The 15,693-nt window shown below is 52.1% G+C and carries 15 protein-coding genes; 8 read left to right on the top strand and 7 right to left on the bottom strand.

All coding sequences use genetic code 11. The features are described from left to right. From N902_RS0105635 to N902_RS16620, 3 genes are read right to left on the bottom strand one after another with little or no spacing between them, the layout of a single operon-like run. Positions 1-1,044 (bottom strand): glycosyltransferase family 9 protein, encoded by a 1,044-nt coding sequence (locus tag N902_RS0105635; protein ID WP_027370138.1) that lies wholly within the window; start codon positions 1,042-1,044, stop codon positions 1-3. Then, positions 1,041-1,970, bottom strand: a complete 930-nt coding sequence (locus tag N902_RS0105630; protein ID WP_051564357.1) for a lysophospholipid acyltransferase family protein — start codon at positions 1,968-1,970, stop codon at positions 1,041-1,043. The genes N902_RS0105635 and N902_RS0105630 overlap by 4 nt, the downstream gene beginning before the upstream one ends. Continuing rightward, a complete protein-coding gene (locus N902_RS16620) occupies positions 1,967-2,716 on the bottom strand; it encodes a 3-deoxy-D-manno-octulosonic acid kinase (RefSeq protein ID WP_161635159.1) in 750 nt (249 codons plus the stop codon). Before N902_RS16620 ends, N902_RS0105630 begins: the two co-directional genes overlap by 4 nt. On the opposite strand from N902_RS16620, the gene N902_RS16615 reads away from it, so the two are divergent. The 5 genes from N902_RS16615 (at position 2,715) to N902_RS0105600 (ending at position 8,786) form a co-directional block, all read left to right on the top strand. Next, complete coding sequence (locus N902_RS16615) at positions 2,715-3,755, top strand: glycosyltransferase family 9 protein (RefSeq protein WP_034621872.1); 1,041 nt, start codon at positions 2,715-2,717, stop codon at positions 3,753-3,755. The two genes, N902_RS16620 and N902_RS16615, sit on opposite strands and share 2 nt — an antisense overlap. A gap of 80 nt (positions 3,756-3,835) precedes the next feature. Then, the gene (locus N902_RS0105615; protein ID WP_027370136.1) at positions 3,836-4,798 is read left to right on the top strand and encodes a UDP-glucuronic acid decarboxylase family protein; all 963 of its coding nucleotides are present in this window, start codon (positions 3,836-3,838) and stop codon (positions 4,796-4,798) included. A gap of 130 nt (positions 4,799-4,928) precedes the next feature. Then, entirely contained in the window at positions 4,929-6,044 is a 1,116-nt protein-coding gene (locus N902_RS16610; RefSeq protein ID WP_051564353.1) for a glycosyltransferase family 4 protein, read from the top strand. Between the two features lie 22 nt (positions 6,045-6,066). Further along, positions 6,067-7,233: a glycosyltransferase family 4 protein gene (locus N902_RS16605; RefSeq protein ID WP_084287851.1), complete on the top strand. Its 1,167-nt coding sequence runs from the start codon at positions 6,067-6,069 to the stop codon at positions 7,231-7,233. Between the two features lie 137 nt (positions 7,234-7,370). Continuing rightward, the gene (locus N902_RS0105600; protein WP_208596275.1) at positions 7,371-8,786 is read left to right on the top strand and encodes a lipopolysaccharide kinase InaA family protein; all 1,416 of its coding nucleotides are present in this window, start codon (positions 7,371-7,373) and stop codon (positions 8,784-8,786) included. A gap of 15 nt (positions 8,787-8,801) precedes the next feature. Here N902_RS0105600 and N902_RS0105595 read toward each other — a convergent pair whose 3' ends face one another. Further along, on the bottom strand, positions 8,802-10,088 hold the full coding sequence (locus tag N902_RS0105595; protein ID WP_027370134.1) for an O-antigen ligase family protein: 1,287 nt from the start codon (positions 10,086-10,088) through the stop codon (positions 8,802-8,804). A gap of 494 nt (positions 10,089-10,582) precedes the next feature. Between N902_RS0105595 and N902_RS0105590 the strand changes: the two genes are divergently transcribed. The 3 genes from N902_RS0105590 (at position 10,583) to hldE (ending at position 14,346) form a co-directional block, all read left to right on the top strand. Next, the gene (locus N902_RS0105590; RefSeq protein ID WP_027370133.1) at positions 10,583-11,386 is read left to right on the top strand and encodes a glycosyltransferase family 2 protein; all 804 of its coding nucleotides are present in this window, start codon (positions 10,583-10,585) and stop codon (positions 11,384-11,386) included. Next, the gene (gene waaF / locus N902_RS0105585; protein WP_027370132.1) at positions 11,359-12,369 is read left to right on the top strand and encodes a lipopolysaccharide heptosyltransferase II; all 1,011 of its coding nucleotides are present in this window, start codon (positions 11,359-11,361) and stop codon (positions 12,367-12,369) included. The genes N902_RS0105590 and waaF overlap by 28 nt, the downstream gene beginning before the upstream one ends. A 522-nt stretch (positions 12,370-12,891) precedes the next feature. Then, a complete protein-coding gene (hldE, locus tag N902_RS0105575; protein ID WP_027370131.1) occupies positions 12,892-14,346 on the top strand; it encodes a bifunctional D-glycero-beta-D-manno-heptose-7-phosphate kinase/D-glycero-beta-D-manno-heptose 1-phosphate adenylyltransferase HldE in 1,455 nt (484 codons plus the stop codon). A gap of 112 nt (positions 14,347-14,458) precedes the next feature. Here hldE and hepT read toward each other — a convergent pair whose 3' ends face one another. The 3 genes from hepT to N902_RS0105560 all read right to left on the bottom strand — a co-directional run bounded on the left by hepT (position 14,459) and on the right by N902_RS0105560 (position 15,691). After that, the gene (gene hepT, locus N902_RS0105570) at positions 14,459-14,887 is read right to left on the bottom strand and encodes a type VII toxin-antitoxin system HepT family RNase toxin (RefSeq protein WP_027370130.1); all 429 of its coding nucleotides are present in this window, start codon (positions 14,885-14,887) and stop codon (positions 14,459-14,461) included. Further along, positions 14,871-15,266, bottom strand: a complete 396-nt coding sequence (gene mntA, locus N902_RS19905) for a type VII toxin-antitoxin system MntA family adenylyltransferase antitoxin (RefSeq protein WP_051564347.1) — start codon at positions 15,264-15,266, stop codon at positions 14,871-14,873. The genes hepT and mntA overlap by 17 nt, the downstream gene beginning before the upstream one ends. Positions 15,267-15,427: 161 nt before the next feature. Next, positions 15,428-15,691, bottom strand: a complete 264-nt coding sequence (locus N902_RS0105560) for a hypothetical protein (RefSeq protein WP_027370128.1) — start codon at positions 15,689-15,691, stop codon at positions 15,428-15,430. Positions 15,692-15,693: the final 2 nt, after the last annotated feature.

Here is a 15,693-nt window from a genome sequence, read left to right as displayed (position 1 = left end):
TTACTGGGTGTCGCGGACACCGCGCATTGCTTGTTCCGCCAATGTCCATACCTCGTCTACCCCGATGTGGCGCATGGAGTCCTTTTTGATGCTTGTGAACTGGGGCAGCTCGGGAAAGGGGCCTGTCCGCTGGGGATTTGTCGGACCAAAGAGGGCGAGCAGAGGCCGTTTTCTGGCACAGGCCATGTGCATGGGGCCGCTGTCATTGCAGATGAGCAGATCGAGATGATCCATCAAGGCTGCGGTTTCAAGCAGGGAAAAATCAGGACAGATGTTAATTGTCCGGGGGGCCTTGTTCAGGATCTTCCGGCACAGAAAGTCTTCGTTCTGGGAGCCTATGATCAGTATCCTTCGCTTGGAGTCCTGCTGGACCAGCCTGTGGGCCAGGCTGATGAAATGTTTGATGGGCCAGGTCTTTTTGTGGTTTACAAGTGACTGAAAGGAGAAAAAGAGCTTGTATTTGGTCAGGCTGCCGCAGCCGATGTGCATCCCGATCAAGCTGTGCGTTTCAGGGGCTACACCGTAGTCTTGGGTAAGCTTTCGGCGGACCCTGCTCTGCACTTCATGCGCAATGGGCAGGACATATTCGCAGTATGCTGAAAGGGGGCTAGATGAGGAGCGCGGCGCAAGGGCGTGGGCAAACAGGAGCAGATCCTTGGCCTTGTGCTGTGTTGTCTCTATCCGGCGGTGCTGAATGATCGGGGTTTGAACCTTTTCCAGATACCTGCGTATATTGGAGGATCTGGTGTTGACCACCAGATCGTAGTCCTCGGCCAGCCTGGCGATATCCTTTTTATCTGTCCGGTGATGCACGGTGTCGAGATCTGGATGCTGGGAGAGGACAGCATGCGCACCGGAGCCGAATGCCAGGGCATCGAACCGGATATGGGGGAAGCTTCGGCCCAGAAGCCGTATGGCCGGGGTGCGGAAGAGGGCATCGCCCACCCGGTCGGCAGCGGCTACAAGGACTCTGCTGCCGGGAGGCAGAGACTGCAGAGCTTTCTCGGAAGCAAAAGCCCCGGCACGTGTGATCCGCTCGGTCATGCGCGCTCCAGTGTTTTTTTCTCCACAGGCCTGGTCCTCCATCTCTGATGCATCCAGAACCACTGCTCCGGATACCGCACAACCATGTCCTGAACCGCCCGGGTATAGAACAGAGCCGCTGCGTGCACCTTTTCCTCCATGTTTCCGGTCAGTTCGGCGGTATCCAGGGAAGAGCGGGAATGGAATATGTACCTGCCGCGTCCTTTGCGAATAAGAAATATGGGCCAGATCAGGGCCTTGGATCTAACCGCCAGAACCGCCGGCCCGATATTGACCGAGGCTTCCCGGCCCAGAAAGGGAAGGAACGTGGATTTGCTTCTCTTTGTATTGTGGTCCACGAGAAAGGCACTGATGCCGTTTCGGCGCAGGCAACGCAGGACGAGATGAGCGGCCTGATCGTGGCTGACGATCCGGTTGCCGCCGAATCCCCGGTAATGAGAAATGAGGGCGGCAAAATCCAGGTCTTTCGGATGCTTGACGATGATTTGACGTTGCCGGGAAGAAAAGGAGAGACTGAAGATGGGCGCGAGGAGTTCCCATGCTCCAAAATGTCCGGTAGTCCCAACAATGGGGCGTTGGATATTCTCCATGCGGCTGAATTGATCCGGGTCGGAAAAGGATATATTGGAGCGGATAAAACGGTGATCGACCTTTGGGGGCAGGAAGACTTCAGCAAAGGCGGTGCCGGTCTGGCGAAAGTTCTCTTTGGCCAGACGGACAGCAGAGGCCTTGTCTTTCTGCAGTCGATCGGCGATTGCGTTTATGGCAATTCTGCGCCTGCGGGGAGACGCAGACCACATCAGGTCTCCGAGCAGAGCTCCGAGCAGAGAGGCCCGGTGAAAGTCCAGCCCTTTTGTGCAACATGCTCCCAGGGCTGTATACGCAAGTGAGCGCACCGAAGAGATGTGTGTGCTGTCTTGATTCATTGATCAGCTGTGTCGAGGAGGTCATAGCCGCGCAAGATGCGCTTCCAGGCCTGATGGAAGTTGTCGGCGGATGTATCCCGGGGCCATACCTTGGCCAGTGATCGCCGCAGGCGGTTCAGATTGGCTTGCCTTTGACCGGGCTTTGGCCTATACCAGACTCCTTTGTCGAAATCAATCAACCAGACGGCTTCAGCCTTATCTATAAGGATGTTGTTCACGTTCAAGTCCGGGTGGCAGATGCCTTGGCTGTGAAAGTGCTGTAGAGTGGAGCCGATTCTGGTCCACAACCTGTCGTCGATGGAGTCTTTCTGGTTTAGAAGCATGCCAAGGGGCAGGGCATCCGGAATTTGTTCAGTGATGATGTCAGCGTAGTACATGAGCCAGATGCGCTGTACATAGGCGGCCGCGGGCCTGGGGACCGGAAGGCCCTTGGCGTGCATGTCCAGAAGAAGATAAAACTCTCGCCATGCCCGGGTCGTATCCAGTCCAGTCCACAGGTATCTGTCTTTCATGTATGGGCCGATGGCCCCACCCCTGCGGTAATGGCGAAGGAAAAAACGCTTGCGCCCGTATTCAACGGCGTAAGCACTCCCCCTGCCCCGGGCCTGACCGGTCAGGCAGCCCTGCTGACGCCAATATGCCGGAGAAAAGAATCTCCGGTCCATTTCTGAAAATAGTGCTGGGTCGTAGACAACGTACTCGGATGTACAATACGTAGCTGAATACCTGTGATGAACTATGGACATGAGTGAGCGTATCTGTCTCCTCAGGCTGTCGGCCATTGGTGATGTCTGCCATGTGTTGCCGGTACTCAGGACGCTGCAAAAGCACAAACCCAGGGCCAGATTGACCTGGGTGATCGGCAGAACAGAGGCCCAGTTGGTTCACGACATTCCGGGAGTGGAGTTTCAAGTCTTTGACAAGAGGAACACCTTGAGATCGGTTTCTTATCTGCGCAGGGAGTTTGCAGGATCTTCCTTTGATGTCCTTTTGAACATGCAGGCCTCATTCCGGGCCGGCCTGGCCAGCGCATGCATACCGGCCCGGAGGAAGATCGGCTTTGATCCCCAAAGGGCCAAGTTTTTCCACCCCTTGTTTTCCAATGAGCGGATCGAACATCACCAGTCAGAACATGTCCTGGATTCTTTTTTCGGCTTCTTGGCTCCCCTGGGCATATACGACCGTGTGCTGCGCTGGGATATCCCTATTCCTGGTCCGGCTTCTGAGTTTGCCTCCTCGGTGATCCCGGATCAAGGCGGGGCGGTGGTCATAAGTCCGTGCTCAAGTGTTCGGTTCCGCAATTGGCGCAATTGGAGTCCGGCCAAGTATGCTGCGGTCGCCGATTATGCCCGGGAGAAGCATGGATTGCAGGTGGTTCTGACCGGCGGTCCCAGCCGGGAGGAAAAGGCCATGGGAGCACGGATCCAAGCTGAAGGCCAATATGAGCTTGTTGACCTGATCGGAGGGACGAATCTTAAGCAATTGCTCGCTCTTTTGCAACGGTGCCGGGTTCTCGTTTCCCCGGATTCCGGCCCCCTGCACATGGCCACAGCTGTGGGCACACCGGTGGTGGGACTGTATGCTACGTCCAATCCGGATCGAACCGGACCGTACTTGAGCCGGCAATGGGTGGTCAACAAGTATCCGCAGGCCCTGAAGGAAGAGACGGGAAAAGACCCTGACCATGTGCCGTGGGGGCGCAGGGTACGCAAGGCTGAGGTCATGGATTTGATCACAGTCCAGGATGTGCGGGAGAAGCTGGATCAGGTGCTCAGGGAAACTTGATTTTTCGGTTGCAAGATTATAGACCCCATTCGGGGTGAGGCCAGAATATTTGCTTGTTGTCCAATAAGGAAGGTGCGGATGTGAGACGGGTAAGCGCAAAGACCATACTGGTGACCGGCGGTGCAGGATTTTTGGGATCACATCTGTGTGAGCGCCTTTTAGAGCAGGGCCATGAGGTCATCTGCCTGGACAACTGCTTCACCGGAAACAAGAAGAATATCTACCACTTGATGGATAATCCCAAGTTCGAGTTCATGCGCCACGATGTTACCTTTCCTCTGTACGTGGAGGTGGACGAGATCTACAACCTGGCCTGTCCGGCTTCGCCCATCCATTATCAGCTGGACCCGGTCCAGACCACAAAGACCTCGGTGCACGGGGCGATCAACATGCTCGGGCTGGCCAAGCGGGTCAAGGCCAAAATATTTCAAGCATCTACATCCGAGGTATACGGCGATCCGACCATTCATCCACAGCCGGAAGGGTACTGGGGGAACGTCAATCCCATCGGGCTGCGGTCCTGCTACGATGAAGGGAAGAGATGCGCGGAAACGCTCTTTTATGACTATAGCCGGCAGCACGGGCTGCAAATCAAAGTAGCCAGGATATTTAATACCTATGGTCCGCGCATGCATCCCTTCGACGGCCGGGTGATCAGCAACTTCATTATCCAGGCCTTGCGCGGGGAACCGATCACTGTGTACGGCGACGGCTCCCAGTCCAGATCCTTCTGCTACGTGGACGACCTGATTGAGGTCATGATCCGGATTATGGAGAGCGGGGATGAGTTCACCGGACCGGTGAACATCGGTAATCCAGGGGAGTATACCATCCTGGAAATAGCCGAAAAGGTTGTACAGCTCACAAAAAGCAGCTCCCCGATTCAGTTTAGGGACCTTCCTCAGGACGATCCCAAACAGCGGTGTCCGGATATCAATTTAGCCCGGGAGCAATTTCAGTGGGAGCCTCAAGTTGATTTGCACAAAGGATTATCATCTACAATAAGCTATTTTGAAAAACTCTTAAGCGAAGAAAAAATATAATTAGTCAGGTAGGTACCACCGGCTATGCCGGTGGTACCTACCTGACTTTGGTAATTTTGGTAATGACAAAAATAGTAATTATATAAAATAATGTGGAATAAATTTATAGTTCATGTTGTATTGATATATTATGATTAATTTAGGAAGGATATTTTTTATTCTTGGTGGGTTACCTTTCGGAGGTATTGCAAATCTACTTTTCGAGATATCTAAGGAGTTGCAAGTCAGAGATATTGACTTTACTGTTGTTAACTTGTCAGGTGTAGGGGATAAGCTTTGTGCGTTTGAAGATCACGATCTTCCCGTGATTAATCTTGCGTCCTCTGTAGATGTTTTGAAAACCTACCGTTTAGACACCATTGTCAAGCTACGTAATATTATTTGTGATTTACGTCCCTCTATTATTCATACCATGGAGTTTTCAGGTGACTATTTTGGTAGATTGGCTGCACTTGGAATGAATATCCCGATAGTTACCCATATTCATACTACAAAAAAACAAAAAAAGATGCATAGAAAAATAGCGAACAAATTGTTGTCCAGAAAAACAGATGTTTATTTATCTGTTTCAGAAGCTGTGAATGAAGTTATTAAAAAAGAACATAGTTCTAATAAAAGAAGTATTGTATTGTACAATGCTTTGAGTTCTGAGAAAATTACGCATAAAAGCAAATATTATTATAAAAATGAAACAAAAAGTTCTGTGGTAGCCTGTGTTGGACGACTTGTTGAACAAAAAAATTTTGATATGGCTTTAAAAGCTTACAAGATACTTTGTGAAAAAATTAATAATGTTGACTTATGGATCATAGGTGAAGGAAAAGAACGAAACAAACTAGAAAGTCTAGCCCATGATCTTTGCATTGAAAATAAGGTCACTTTTTGGGGATATAGAAGTGATGTTGAAGATTTGCTGGCAAGGTCTGATATATTGTTGATGCCCTCCCAATACGAAGGATTAGGAATATCAGTTTTAGAAGCTATGCAACTTGGTATACCTGCAGTCATTTCCAAATATGTATCGGCCAAAGAAATAGCATGGGATTGTTGTCTTGTTTGTGAAACACATCCTGATGACATTGCTGCAAAACTATGCACGCTGCTCACTGATGATTCACTGTATGCAGAACTTGCTCGGAACGCTAAAGCTCGAAGTCAGAGCTTTACCATCGATACTTATGTGGATAAGCTTTTAGATGTATATCAAAGTCTCTTGCCAGATTATAATGAACCGACTCATGGATGATCAAGAAACAATATTCTAAAGTATGAAAGTTGCCCTCGTTTTTAAGTCTTTGAATGCCAGCGGCGGGGCCGAAGTGATGGCCCAAACCCTGTTGCGGGTATTATGTTCCACGGGTGCTCATTTAAAAGTTTTGGCCCGGCAGGGAGATACAGGGCCGCAAGATTTTGAGTTCGTGCAGGTCAATCCTTTTCACTTTGGTCGTTTTGGACGGGTTGGCGGCTTCGCTCGTGCCGCCTGCAGGAAGGTGCAGGATCTTGATGCAGACTTGGTCTTGTCGCAAGAATACATGCCCTGTTGTCATGTCTATCGTGCGGGTGGTGGAGTGCATGCTGAGTGGCTTCGCCAGCAGCGCCGGACACTTGGTTTTGGGGGACGGCTGTGGCAACGGATGGATATGCATCACCGGAACAAGCTGCGGCTGGAGCGGACGACCTATGAGTCAGAAAATTTGCGGGCCGTTATCTGCAACTCAGAAATGGTACGCGAGGATATTCTGAATCATTACAATGTCTCCACAAAACGGTTGTATGTGATTGAAAATGCAATCGATGTGAACCAGTATCGACGGCCGGCAGACTTTGTGAATCGTAAAGAAAGGACCCGGGACTCGATCGGTGTTCCCAAAGACGCCTTCCTTTGGTTGTTTGTGGGGTCGGGCTTTGCGCGGAAGGGATTGCATACCGCCTTACGCGCCTTGGCCCGGAGGCCGGAAAGCAGTCACTTGCTGGTTGTCGGCCGGGACAGTCACCAAAGACGTTATCAGCGTCTGGCGTCCCGGCTGGGGATTGACCATCGCGTTCATTTTGCAGGGCGTCAGAGCGATGTTCGTCCCTTCTACTGGGCAGCGGACGCCTTGATTCACCCCGCCCTGTATGAGGCCTACGGACTTGTTGTCCTGGAGGCCATGGCAGCTGGACTTCCTGTTTTGGGTAGTCATCAATGCGGCGCAGCCAGGTCTCTGATTCAAGAGGGTCAAAATGGATTCCTCCGCGATTGTCTGGATGTGGACGGTTGGGGTGATGTCATGACCAGGACGGAAGATGCTTCAGGGTCGATGGCTGAGTCCGCTGTTGCTGCCGCAAGCCGTCGGAATCTGCCCCAGCTGGAGGCCGAAGTCAGGTCTTTCTTTCAGGGGCTTTTAGAGCAGTTGAAGAGTTCAGAAAATGTGACAGGCCCACAGAGTGAATAGATCTTTGAGTATGCAGCGACCCGTATATTGTTATGACCTCCCGGTTTGACCGCATAGTACAGAGGAAGATAGTCCTGGCCTCGCAATGGAAAGATCAGCCAGGAATTTTGGATTTTTGCTGGCAGGTTGAGTCACAAGTGAACAGCGCCGATACTGTGGCAATGAAGGATGATGCAGCGGCCAAGGTGGTCGCGGTTCCATTTAAGACATCCCGCCTGGTGATTAAGCAATATAATCCCAAAAGCTGGCAGAAAGCGATAAGCCGTTCAGTTCGCAAATCAAAGGCAAAAAAGAGTTGGGATAACGCCCATTATCTGAGTTTAGTCGGTTGCAAGACGGTAAATCCGGTTGCCCTGATTCAAGACCGCATCGGATTTTTCGTTGTTCGGTCTTTTTTTGTGTGTGAGTATATTCCAGGCCTGGAAGCAGATAAGTACTTCAATGCTCCGGACAAGAAGGCGGATGAGCTTTATGCGACAGCGAAAAAAGTCGTTGAATCTTTGTTGGCCTTTCATCTGTGCGGCATTTCAATTAGAGACACAAGAGATACAAATTTTCTTATAACATCTCAGAATGTCTACTGGGTGGATCTTGATGCTGTGCAGGTGCCGAAACTGCAGATAATTGCCAAGAGACAAAGAATAAAAGACTGGCAGATTTTCTTTTACAGTTGGCGGCATAATGAACGGGTGCTGAGAATCTTTTGGGACCTTGTACACCGGAGACTCGGAGATCAGTTTTGTCATAAACTCAGAAGAGCAGTGGCGACATATTACGGCAAGAAATTTTCTTTATCCTCTTGCTCTGGTAATCCTGATAAAGGCTTTCCATATGCACAGGAAATAGTCAAAGAAGTAGAAGCAATAGTGAATAGCGGCATGTTGCCTCCGGGATGGAAAAAGGTGCAGAGCGCGCGGACCGCTGTTGTGGCCCGCAGACAAACCCCGGAAGGCGGTGTGTATTGCAAGGTGTTTCTGCCTCGAGACAGGCGGGAAGGTTTGAAGAGGCTGGTCAGGCTTGGCCGGGGGGCCAGGGCGGTCAAAAATGAAAAGATGCTGTATGGAGCCGGATTCCGGGTTCAGGAGCATCTGTTCTGGGGGCGCCAGGGTAGTCGGGACTACATTGTCTCCAGGGAGATCAAAGGGGTAAAAATGGTCTCCTGGCTGGAAGGCAAGGGTGGAGCCCCGAAGCGGCGGCGGGAGATCCTCAAGCACCTGGGAGAAGAAGTAGGGAAGCTGCACAGAACCGGATTTGTGCACGGGGATTTGCGGCTGAGCAATATCCTGATTCGAGAGGACGCGGAAAAACCGGTGTTTTATTTTTTGGACAATGAAAGAACCCATCTGCACCGAAGAAGAATCCCCCGCAGGGAGATTGTGAAGAATCTGCGGCAGATAAATACTGATGCAGTCTCCAGGTTGAGCCGGACGGACCGCCTGCGGATTTTTCAAGCCTATCATGCGGCTTGCGGAACCAGGTATACGAACACGCAAATAAGGCGGCTTTTGGCGGAAGTGGAGAAAAGGACTGCCCAGCGATTGGCCGCGGATTGAGGCTGGAGAGTCAACTCAGGTATTCATCTTCCCTTCACCGGCAGATGCCGGAGAGCGTGCCGTATTCCTGCACAGGGCCATGGCTGCGGCAGTGTAGACCCCATATATGGCAATCGGGATCGATTTCTCCATAAGTGCTTCGGTCAGTGCAAACTGCATGAATGCGAGAACCAGCATGATCCCGGCATAGGCATAGTCTCTGACCGACTTGTCCCGCCGCAGCCAGAGCAGAAATGCCGTCAGCGGGGCCAGGAAAAGGGCCAGCATTACCGGAAGGCCGGGGATGCCGTGGATGGTCATCAGTTCCAGGTACATGTTGTGAGGCGTGCCGTATCTGGTGATCGGCCTCAGGGTCGGATCGGTTTGGGCTTTTTGGTCAATAATGTCTTCAAATCCGTCGTCACCGACCCCGATCCAGGGATGTTCTCTAATAATGTCCACTGCTTCTGTCCACATCCGTAACCGCGCTGCTGTAGAAGGGTCCGCCGAATCCATGATGCTGATTTTCTGGCCGGACAGGGCATTGTTCACTGTCTGGTACGCCGCCTGCATTCGTTCGGTGAGGGAAGAACCGGTCAGGGTATACGCGGTTCCGCCCCCGATCAGGAGCACAGTTATGATTATGGTACGCAGAAGCCAGGCCCTGGGATGAGTGCCCAGCTGGAAGAGGAAGACGAGCAGCAGTAAAGGGCCCGCAATCAAGGCGCCCCGAACCCCGGCCAGAAGGGTTGCAGTCAAGCCCATGAGTACAGCTGCAATGGGGATGAGGACCAGAAGCTTGTGTTTCCTTTCAAAGAACTGTATTCCTGCCAGGCTGAGAAATCCCATGGCCATGCACGCATCTCCAAACACAATATGGTGGTATGCGCCTTCAATCCGTTCAACCCCCAGCATATAATAGGAAATGAGGGACCAGACACCCGCGAATATAGCTCCTGCACAGAGACTGTACCAGAAGGTTTCCGCTTTGAGCTTTGTGTGTACAAACAAATAATAAATAGGGATGAACAAGAGCAGTTTAATCTCGTGCCCGTATTGAAAATCGGATTGAAAGTTGTCTGGTGAGATCCAGTGCAGGGGCACGGAAAGAAGTCCCATGCCCAGGATTGCGGCAAAAGAGATCATGACCGCTTTTTCCGGCCAGGAGAAAGTGAGTTTTTGCTCTCGAGCATACCAGGCGTGAACGCCCAGAAGGGCAAGGAGTATCAAGGTTGCGCTCGCAGCGTGCCGGATCCACACTGCGGTCACCGGAAGGAGAAAAACAAGGACATTGACGGCTGTATGGTATGATCTGTTCGGCATAGAGAAGTGTGCTTTCCTTTGGAGGTGATATGAACTGGGTTTCTCAGAAAATACTTCATGCCAGGCACCGGATATTGGCCAAAACCTGATTTTTGTCAAGCATGCAGGAACAGTGACTTGGGAAGAATGAATTTGACGTATTTGTTCAGGCGAAAGCCCCTGCAACCTTGGCAAGCTTGTCAGGCCTATTTCGTTTATGTCTTATTCCAGATTGCGTTCAGGATAATTTGAATACTTGACACAACTATAGCGATATTTTCTTTTCAGTCATTTTCGCGAAAGCGGGAATCCAGTTCTTTTTGTCTCCAAAGAAAGTGAGGCTTTCCTCGATCATCTTGACTGCAAATTGGAATTACAATTTGACAATCCGGATCGGGTGCCCTAGGACAAAAGTCCTAGGCAGAAGATGTTCGGATATGTATTTATATGATATATTTGATTATCTTTTGGAAGCAAAGTAGAGAATAAGTTGCAAAAAAAATCGGGTGCGCTATATGACCCCTCATCCTCTGCCTCTTTCCCTGGCAGTTATTGTCCTAAATGAAGAACAAAATCTCCAGCGCTGTCTGCAAAGCGTTTCCGGGCTGGTTTCCGAGATAATCGTGGTTGATTCCGGGTCCACGGACAGAACGGTTGCCATTGCCGAGGAATTCGGGGCGAGGGTTTTTTATAATTCGTGGCCTGGACATGTGGCTCAGAAAAACTATGCCCTCTCCCTGTGCTCGCAGCCCTGGGTGCTGTCCCTGGATGCCGATGAAGCCCTGTCCGATCAGCTTTTTGCTTCCATTCAGAGCCTTTTTGCCCACAAGGAACAAGCCTGCGCCGGCTATTGGCTGAATCGGAAAACGTTCTATCTGGGAGCCTGGATAGAGCATGCCTGGTATCCGGAATGGCGGCTCAGGCTGGCCAAGCGGGACACGGCAGCTTGGCAGGGAACCAATCCCCACGATAAGCTCGTGGTCCATGGTTCCACCTCCAGCCTTTCCGGAGATATCCTGCACTACTCCTATACTGACTTGAACGATCACCTGAAGCGGACCATAGACTACGGCCGGATCGGGGCTGAAGCCGCTTTGGACCAAGGCAAGCGTTTTCATTGCAGCCAGCTTCTCTTTTCTCCATTCGGCCGCCTGGTGAAGAGCCTTCTTTTTAAGCAGGCCTGGAGAGACGGCTGGCGGGGTTGGATCATTGCCGTGTCCTCTTTTTTGACCTGTTTTGCCAAGTACGCCTTTATGTTTGAGCATTGGGCGACACGCGAAAAAGAAGCCTCATGTCCACGCCTGGAAGAAAAATACTGATCGTCGGCCCGGCCTGGGTCGGAGATATGGTCATGGCCCAGAGCCTGTTTGCAGCCTTGCAGGAAGCAGATCCAAGCACCCGGATCGATGTTCTGGCTCCTCAATGGAGCCTGCCCCTCCTGTGGCGCATGCCCGAAGTGAACAAGTGTATAGCGGTTCCGATCGAACATGGCCGGCTGGCCGTGGCCACCAGGCTGGGCTTGGGAAAAAGACTGCGCTCTGAACACTATTCCCAGGCCATAGTCATCCCCCGTTCCTGGAAGTCGGCCCTTGTTCCCTTGGGGGCCAAAATACCGGTCCGAACCGGTTTTCTGGGTGAGTTTCGACATCTTCTGCTCAATGATATCCGCAAGCTGGACCGTTCGGTCTTACATACGACCGTTGAGCGGTTTACAGCCCTGGGGCTTCCGGTCCAGGCCTCGATGCCACCGAAGATCAAGCAGCCCCGGCTGCGGGTTGATGCGGACAACGCACAGACCTTGATCAGGAAATTCGGGCTGGATCGCGAGCGGCGAATCGCCGGGTTTATGCCCGGGGCGGAATATGGGCCGGCAAAGCAGTGGCCCATTTCTCATTTCGCAGATTTGGCCCGTTTGCTCACAGATGAAGGGTGGCAGGTCTGTCTTTTCGGTTCACCAAAAGACCATGCCGTGGCCGAGGAAATCATACACCTGTGCCCTCGGCCCATTGTGAACTTATGCGGCAGGACGTCCCTTGAAGACGTCGTTGATATGATTGCCCAAACCGATGTGGCTGTGAGCAATGACTCGGGCTTGATGCATGTTGCAGCCGCGGTCGGGACCAGGGTGGCGGCGATCTTTGGTTCCTCCAGCCCGGAGTATACCCCTCCGTTAAGCGCAAAGGCTCAGGTCTTGACCGCAGAGATAGAGTGCCGGCCGTGCTTTCAGCGCCGGTGCCGATTCGGGCATTACCGCTGTTTGACTGAGATAGATCCCCAAGCGGTGTTCTCCAGGATTTGTTGACCACCCGTGCAGCAACTTTCTGTGCAGAATAAACGGCAGGGGCAACATTCAGCAATCAGGGTCGAAAAAAACATAGTTTTGCATGAAAAAGCCCTGGGTATTGCCTGTTGAGTGATGACTTGAGCTTTGTACACTTGGTTCTGCTTCCACCGTAGGCGTGTATACACAACACTAGAGATTCTTCAGTCGCTGCGCTCCTTCAGAATGACAAGAGGGACGGAACTGCAAAAAGTCGATTGATGTCAAGGCTGAGCCAAACTAGAGCCTCCCACCCATTGATTTTTCTGTCATCTGTCGTCTATCCTCTGTCGTCTGTCATCTGTCAGCGGGCCGCCATTCTTTCTTCTTGTCATTCTGAGCGAGTCTGTGAGCGAAGGATCTCTGATCAAAATGGATAATAAGCCTGGTTGGTTTTCTATGGAAATACTGGGTTCAGTTCTTAAGCAAGGACGCGGTTGTCCTCAGCCGCTGCCCATTTCTTCTCCAATGCAACCCTTCCGGTGAGGTATAGGAAGATCATTAATGTCTGTTTTCTCTGCCTGGAAGCACGTGCACATCCTGGTTGTCGGCGACGTCATGCTGGACAGATATGTCTGGGGACAGGTGGATCGCATCTCTCCGGAAGCACCGGTTCCTGTTGTCCTGGCCCGGGATACGACCGAGACCCTGGGCGGAGCAGGAAATGTGGCCGCAAATGCCGCCGCCCTTGGGGCCCAGGTGACAGTATTCGGGGTATGCGGCCGGGACGAGGCCAAGGGCAGGGTTGATCAGCTCTTGTCAGAGCGGGGTATTGCCAACAGCCTGATCAGCCTGCAGTCCATGCCCACGATCAGCAAGACCAGGATTATGGCCGGCAAACAGCAGTGCCTGCGCATCGACCAGGAAGACACAATCACCCTGAGTTCCGCCCAAGAGGCGGAGCTGGTACACAGGCTGGGTGAAGCCATGAGGCCACAGACGGTGTGCATCATCTCCGATTACGGGAAAGGGCTTGTGTCCTCAACTTTGTGCCGGGCCATTGTGGACCAGGCGCGCAGCGCATCCTGCCCTGTGCTTGTCGATCCCAAGGGAAGAGACTGGGAGCGGTATCGCGGCGTAGACTGCATCACTCCCAACAGCTTGGAGTTTGCCCAATATGCAGATCTAGGGGGAGCAGACGGGAGTCTCTTGAGCAGAACCGGGCAAGACGTGTGCAGCCGTCTAGGGCTTTCCAGCCTCCTGATTACGCGCGGGGCGCAGGGCATGCTTTTGGTGGGCCGGGATTTTGATCCAGTGAACATTCCCACCCAGGCCAAGGAGGTCTTTGATGTCTCCGGGGCCGGGGATACTGTGATCGCGGCCTTGGGCCTCGGCCTGGGGGCGGGCATGAGCTGGGAGCAGGCCGCCCGGATGGCCAATGCGGCGGCGGGTATAGTTGTCGGCAAGGTGGGCACCCAGCCGGTATGGGCTCATGAGCTGGAACGGGCCTTGACCCGGCAGGACTATGGCACCCCCAAGGTGGTGTCCACGGAAAAACTGGCCCAAGAGGTACAGACCTGGCAGCATGCCGATCAATGTGTGGTTTTTACCAATGGGTGTTTTGATCTTTTGCGTCACGGCCATATCAGGCTGTTGCAGCAGGCTGCTTCTCTTGGGCAGCGCCTGGTGGTAGGGCTGAACTCAGACGCCTCGGTGCGCAGGATCAAGGGCCCTGAACGCCCGGTCTTGGGCCAGCAGGACCGGGCCACCATCCTGGCCGCTCTGGAATGCGTGGACCGGGTTGTGATCTTTGCTGAGGACACGCCGGAACGGTTGTTGAGGGAGATACAGCCTGACGTCCTGGTCAAAGGAGGAGATTATCGGGAAGATGAGGTGGTTGGCCGGGATATTGTCAAGGGCAGAGGGGGCAGAGTGGAGATCATACCCATAGCCGACCAGGTAAGTACCAGCGATTTGATCCGGTCTATTTTACGTCAGAATGGCACAGCATGCGGTTGAAGTTCTCATGGAAAAATAAGGATACTGAATCAAGCCACCCTCCCCTAACCCCTCCCTTGAATGCTGCCCAAAGCGGCAGCATAGAGGGGAACCAGTAAGGAGTCACCTCCTTTCACGAACTGCTGTCTTCAATCTGAACGCCCAAAGCCGATCCAAAGGCAATCAAATCCTGATAGCCTTTTTCTACAATATAATGGAGCACACTGCTGTCTAATTGTTGGTATTGGTGGATGGCTATATTTCGAAACCCAGTCATGGCCACCAGGGACTGGCGCAGCTGAGTGCTGATCATTCCCGCCTTTTCCAAGAAGATAAAGGCGTCTCCACTGCTTTGGGGTACTCCCAGCCGCTGCTTGGCCACCACATGCATAGCCAAATCAATCGCCGCCTGACAGGCTCGTTCAATATTTAAGGTCAAGGCATCAACATGGGTGTAATCTTCCAGATCTGGATCTGCCCTGTACTCTTCATGCATACGTCGGATGCATCGCTCAATGATTGCAGCTTTGTTCCAGACAATGTCATCAGGCTGTATAGGCATGTTCAACTTCCCGCCTGGCAGTTCGCAGTTCAAGATACAGGCCCAAGGCAGTAGCCACGAACATATCGTGAAAATACTGGTCCTTGCAAAACAGGCATTCGCCTTGTAAAAGCGCCTCCTTGGCGTAAATAAGATTATGCGTGCTCAAGATTCCAATGTCCACTGTACGGGAACAATACGCTCTGAGTTGACTGCTCAAGTGCAGAAGGTCCATCTGGCTGAAGCTGCGACCCTGGGTCGGAAGCAAAGCAATGTCAAGGTCACTGTCCCCACGCAACCGGCCCGTGACAGCTGAACCCAAAGCGTAGGCTGCAGATATCCTCTCGTCTTTTTCCAGGCAATCAGCGATTTCTTTGACTTCTGAGTTGATATAAACCACTGTTCTCTCCCGTTTGGCGAATTACCCTCATGCCCTGGCGGGCACGCTTGCGCTAACGAAGCATACAAATGATTTCGATACCGATCCCGATACCGATTGGGAACAGGCAAGAAATCGGTTACCCAATCAGATCCTGATAACTATTAACTAATAACAGTTTTTCATACAAATGTCTCTATCATAGCGGCAGCATGATGTCTTTTTATCTTACCGAGGGAAGGCTGGAGCTGCAAGCAAAAGACGTCTCCAGGTCCGTGAAATGTGTCCTGATTGACTCCAGAACAAAACGTGAGTACTTTGACAATATTGCCCAATATCTGTGCAAAATTGGTCTGTGCAGTAGGAAGCTGAGCATAAAGCACATCAAAACAGGCATTTGCAAGACAAAAATACATTTTGCTGACCGCCTCAAGCAATTCGAACATAG

The sequence above is a fragment of the Desulfovermiculus halophilus DSM 18834 genome, from assembly GCF_000620765.1.
Classification (GTDB): Bacteria; Desulfobacterota; Desulfovibrionia; order Desulfovibrionales; family Desulfothermaceae; genus Desulfovermiculus; species Desulfovermiculus halophilus.
The sequence above is the reverse complement of the archived record's forward strand: the minus strand, read 5'-3'. Positions and strand labels throughout refer to the sequence as shown.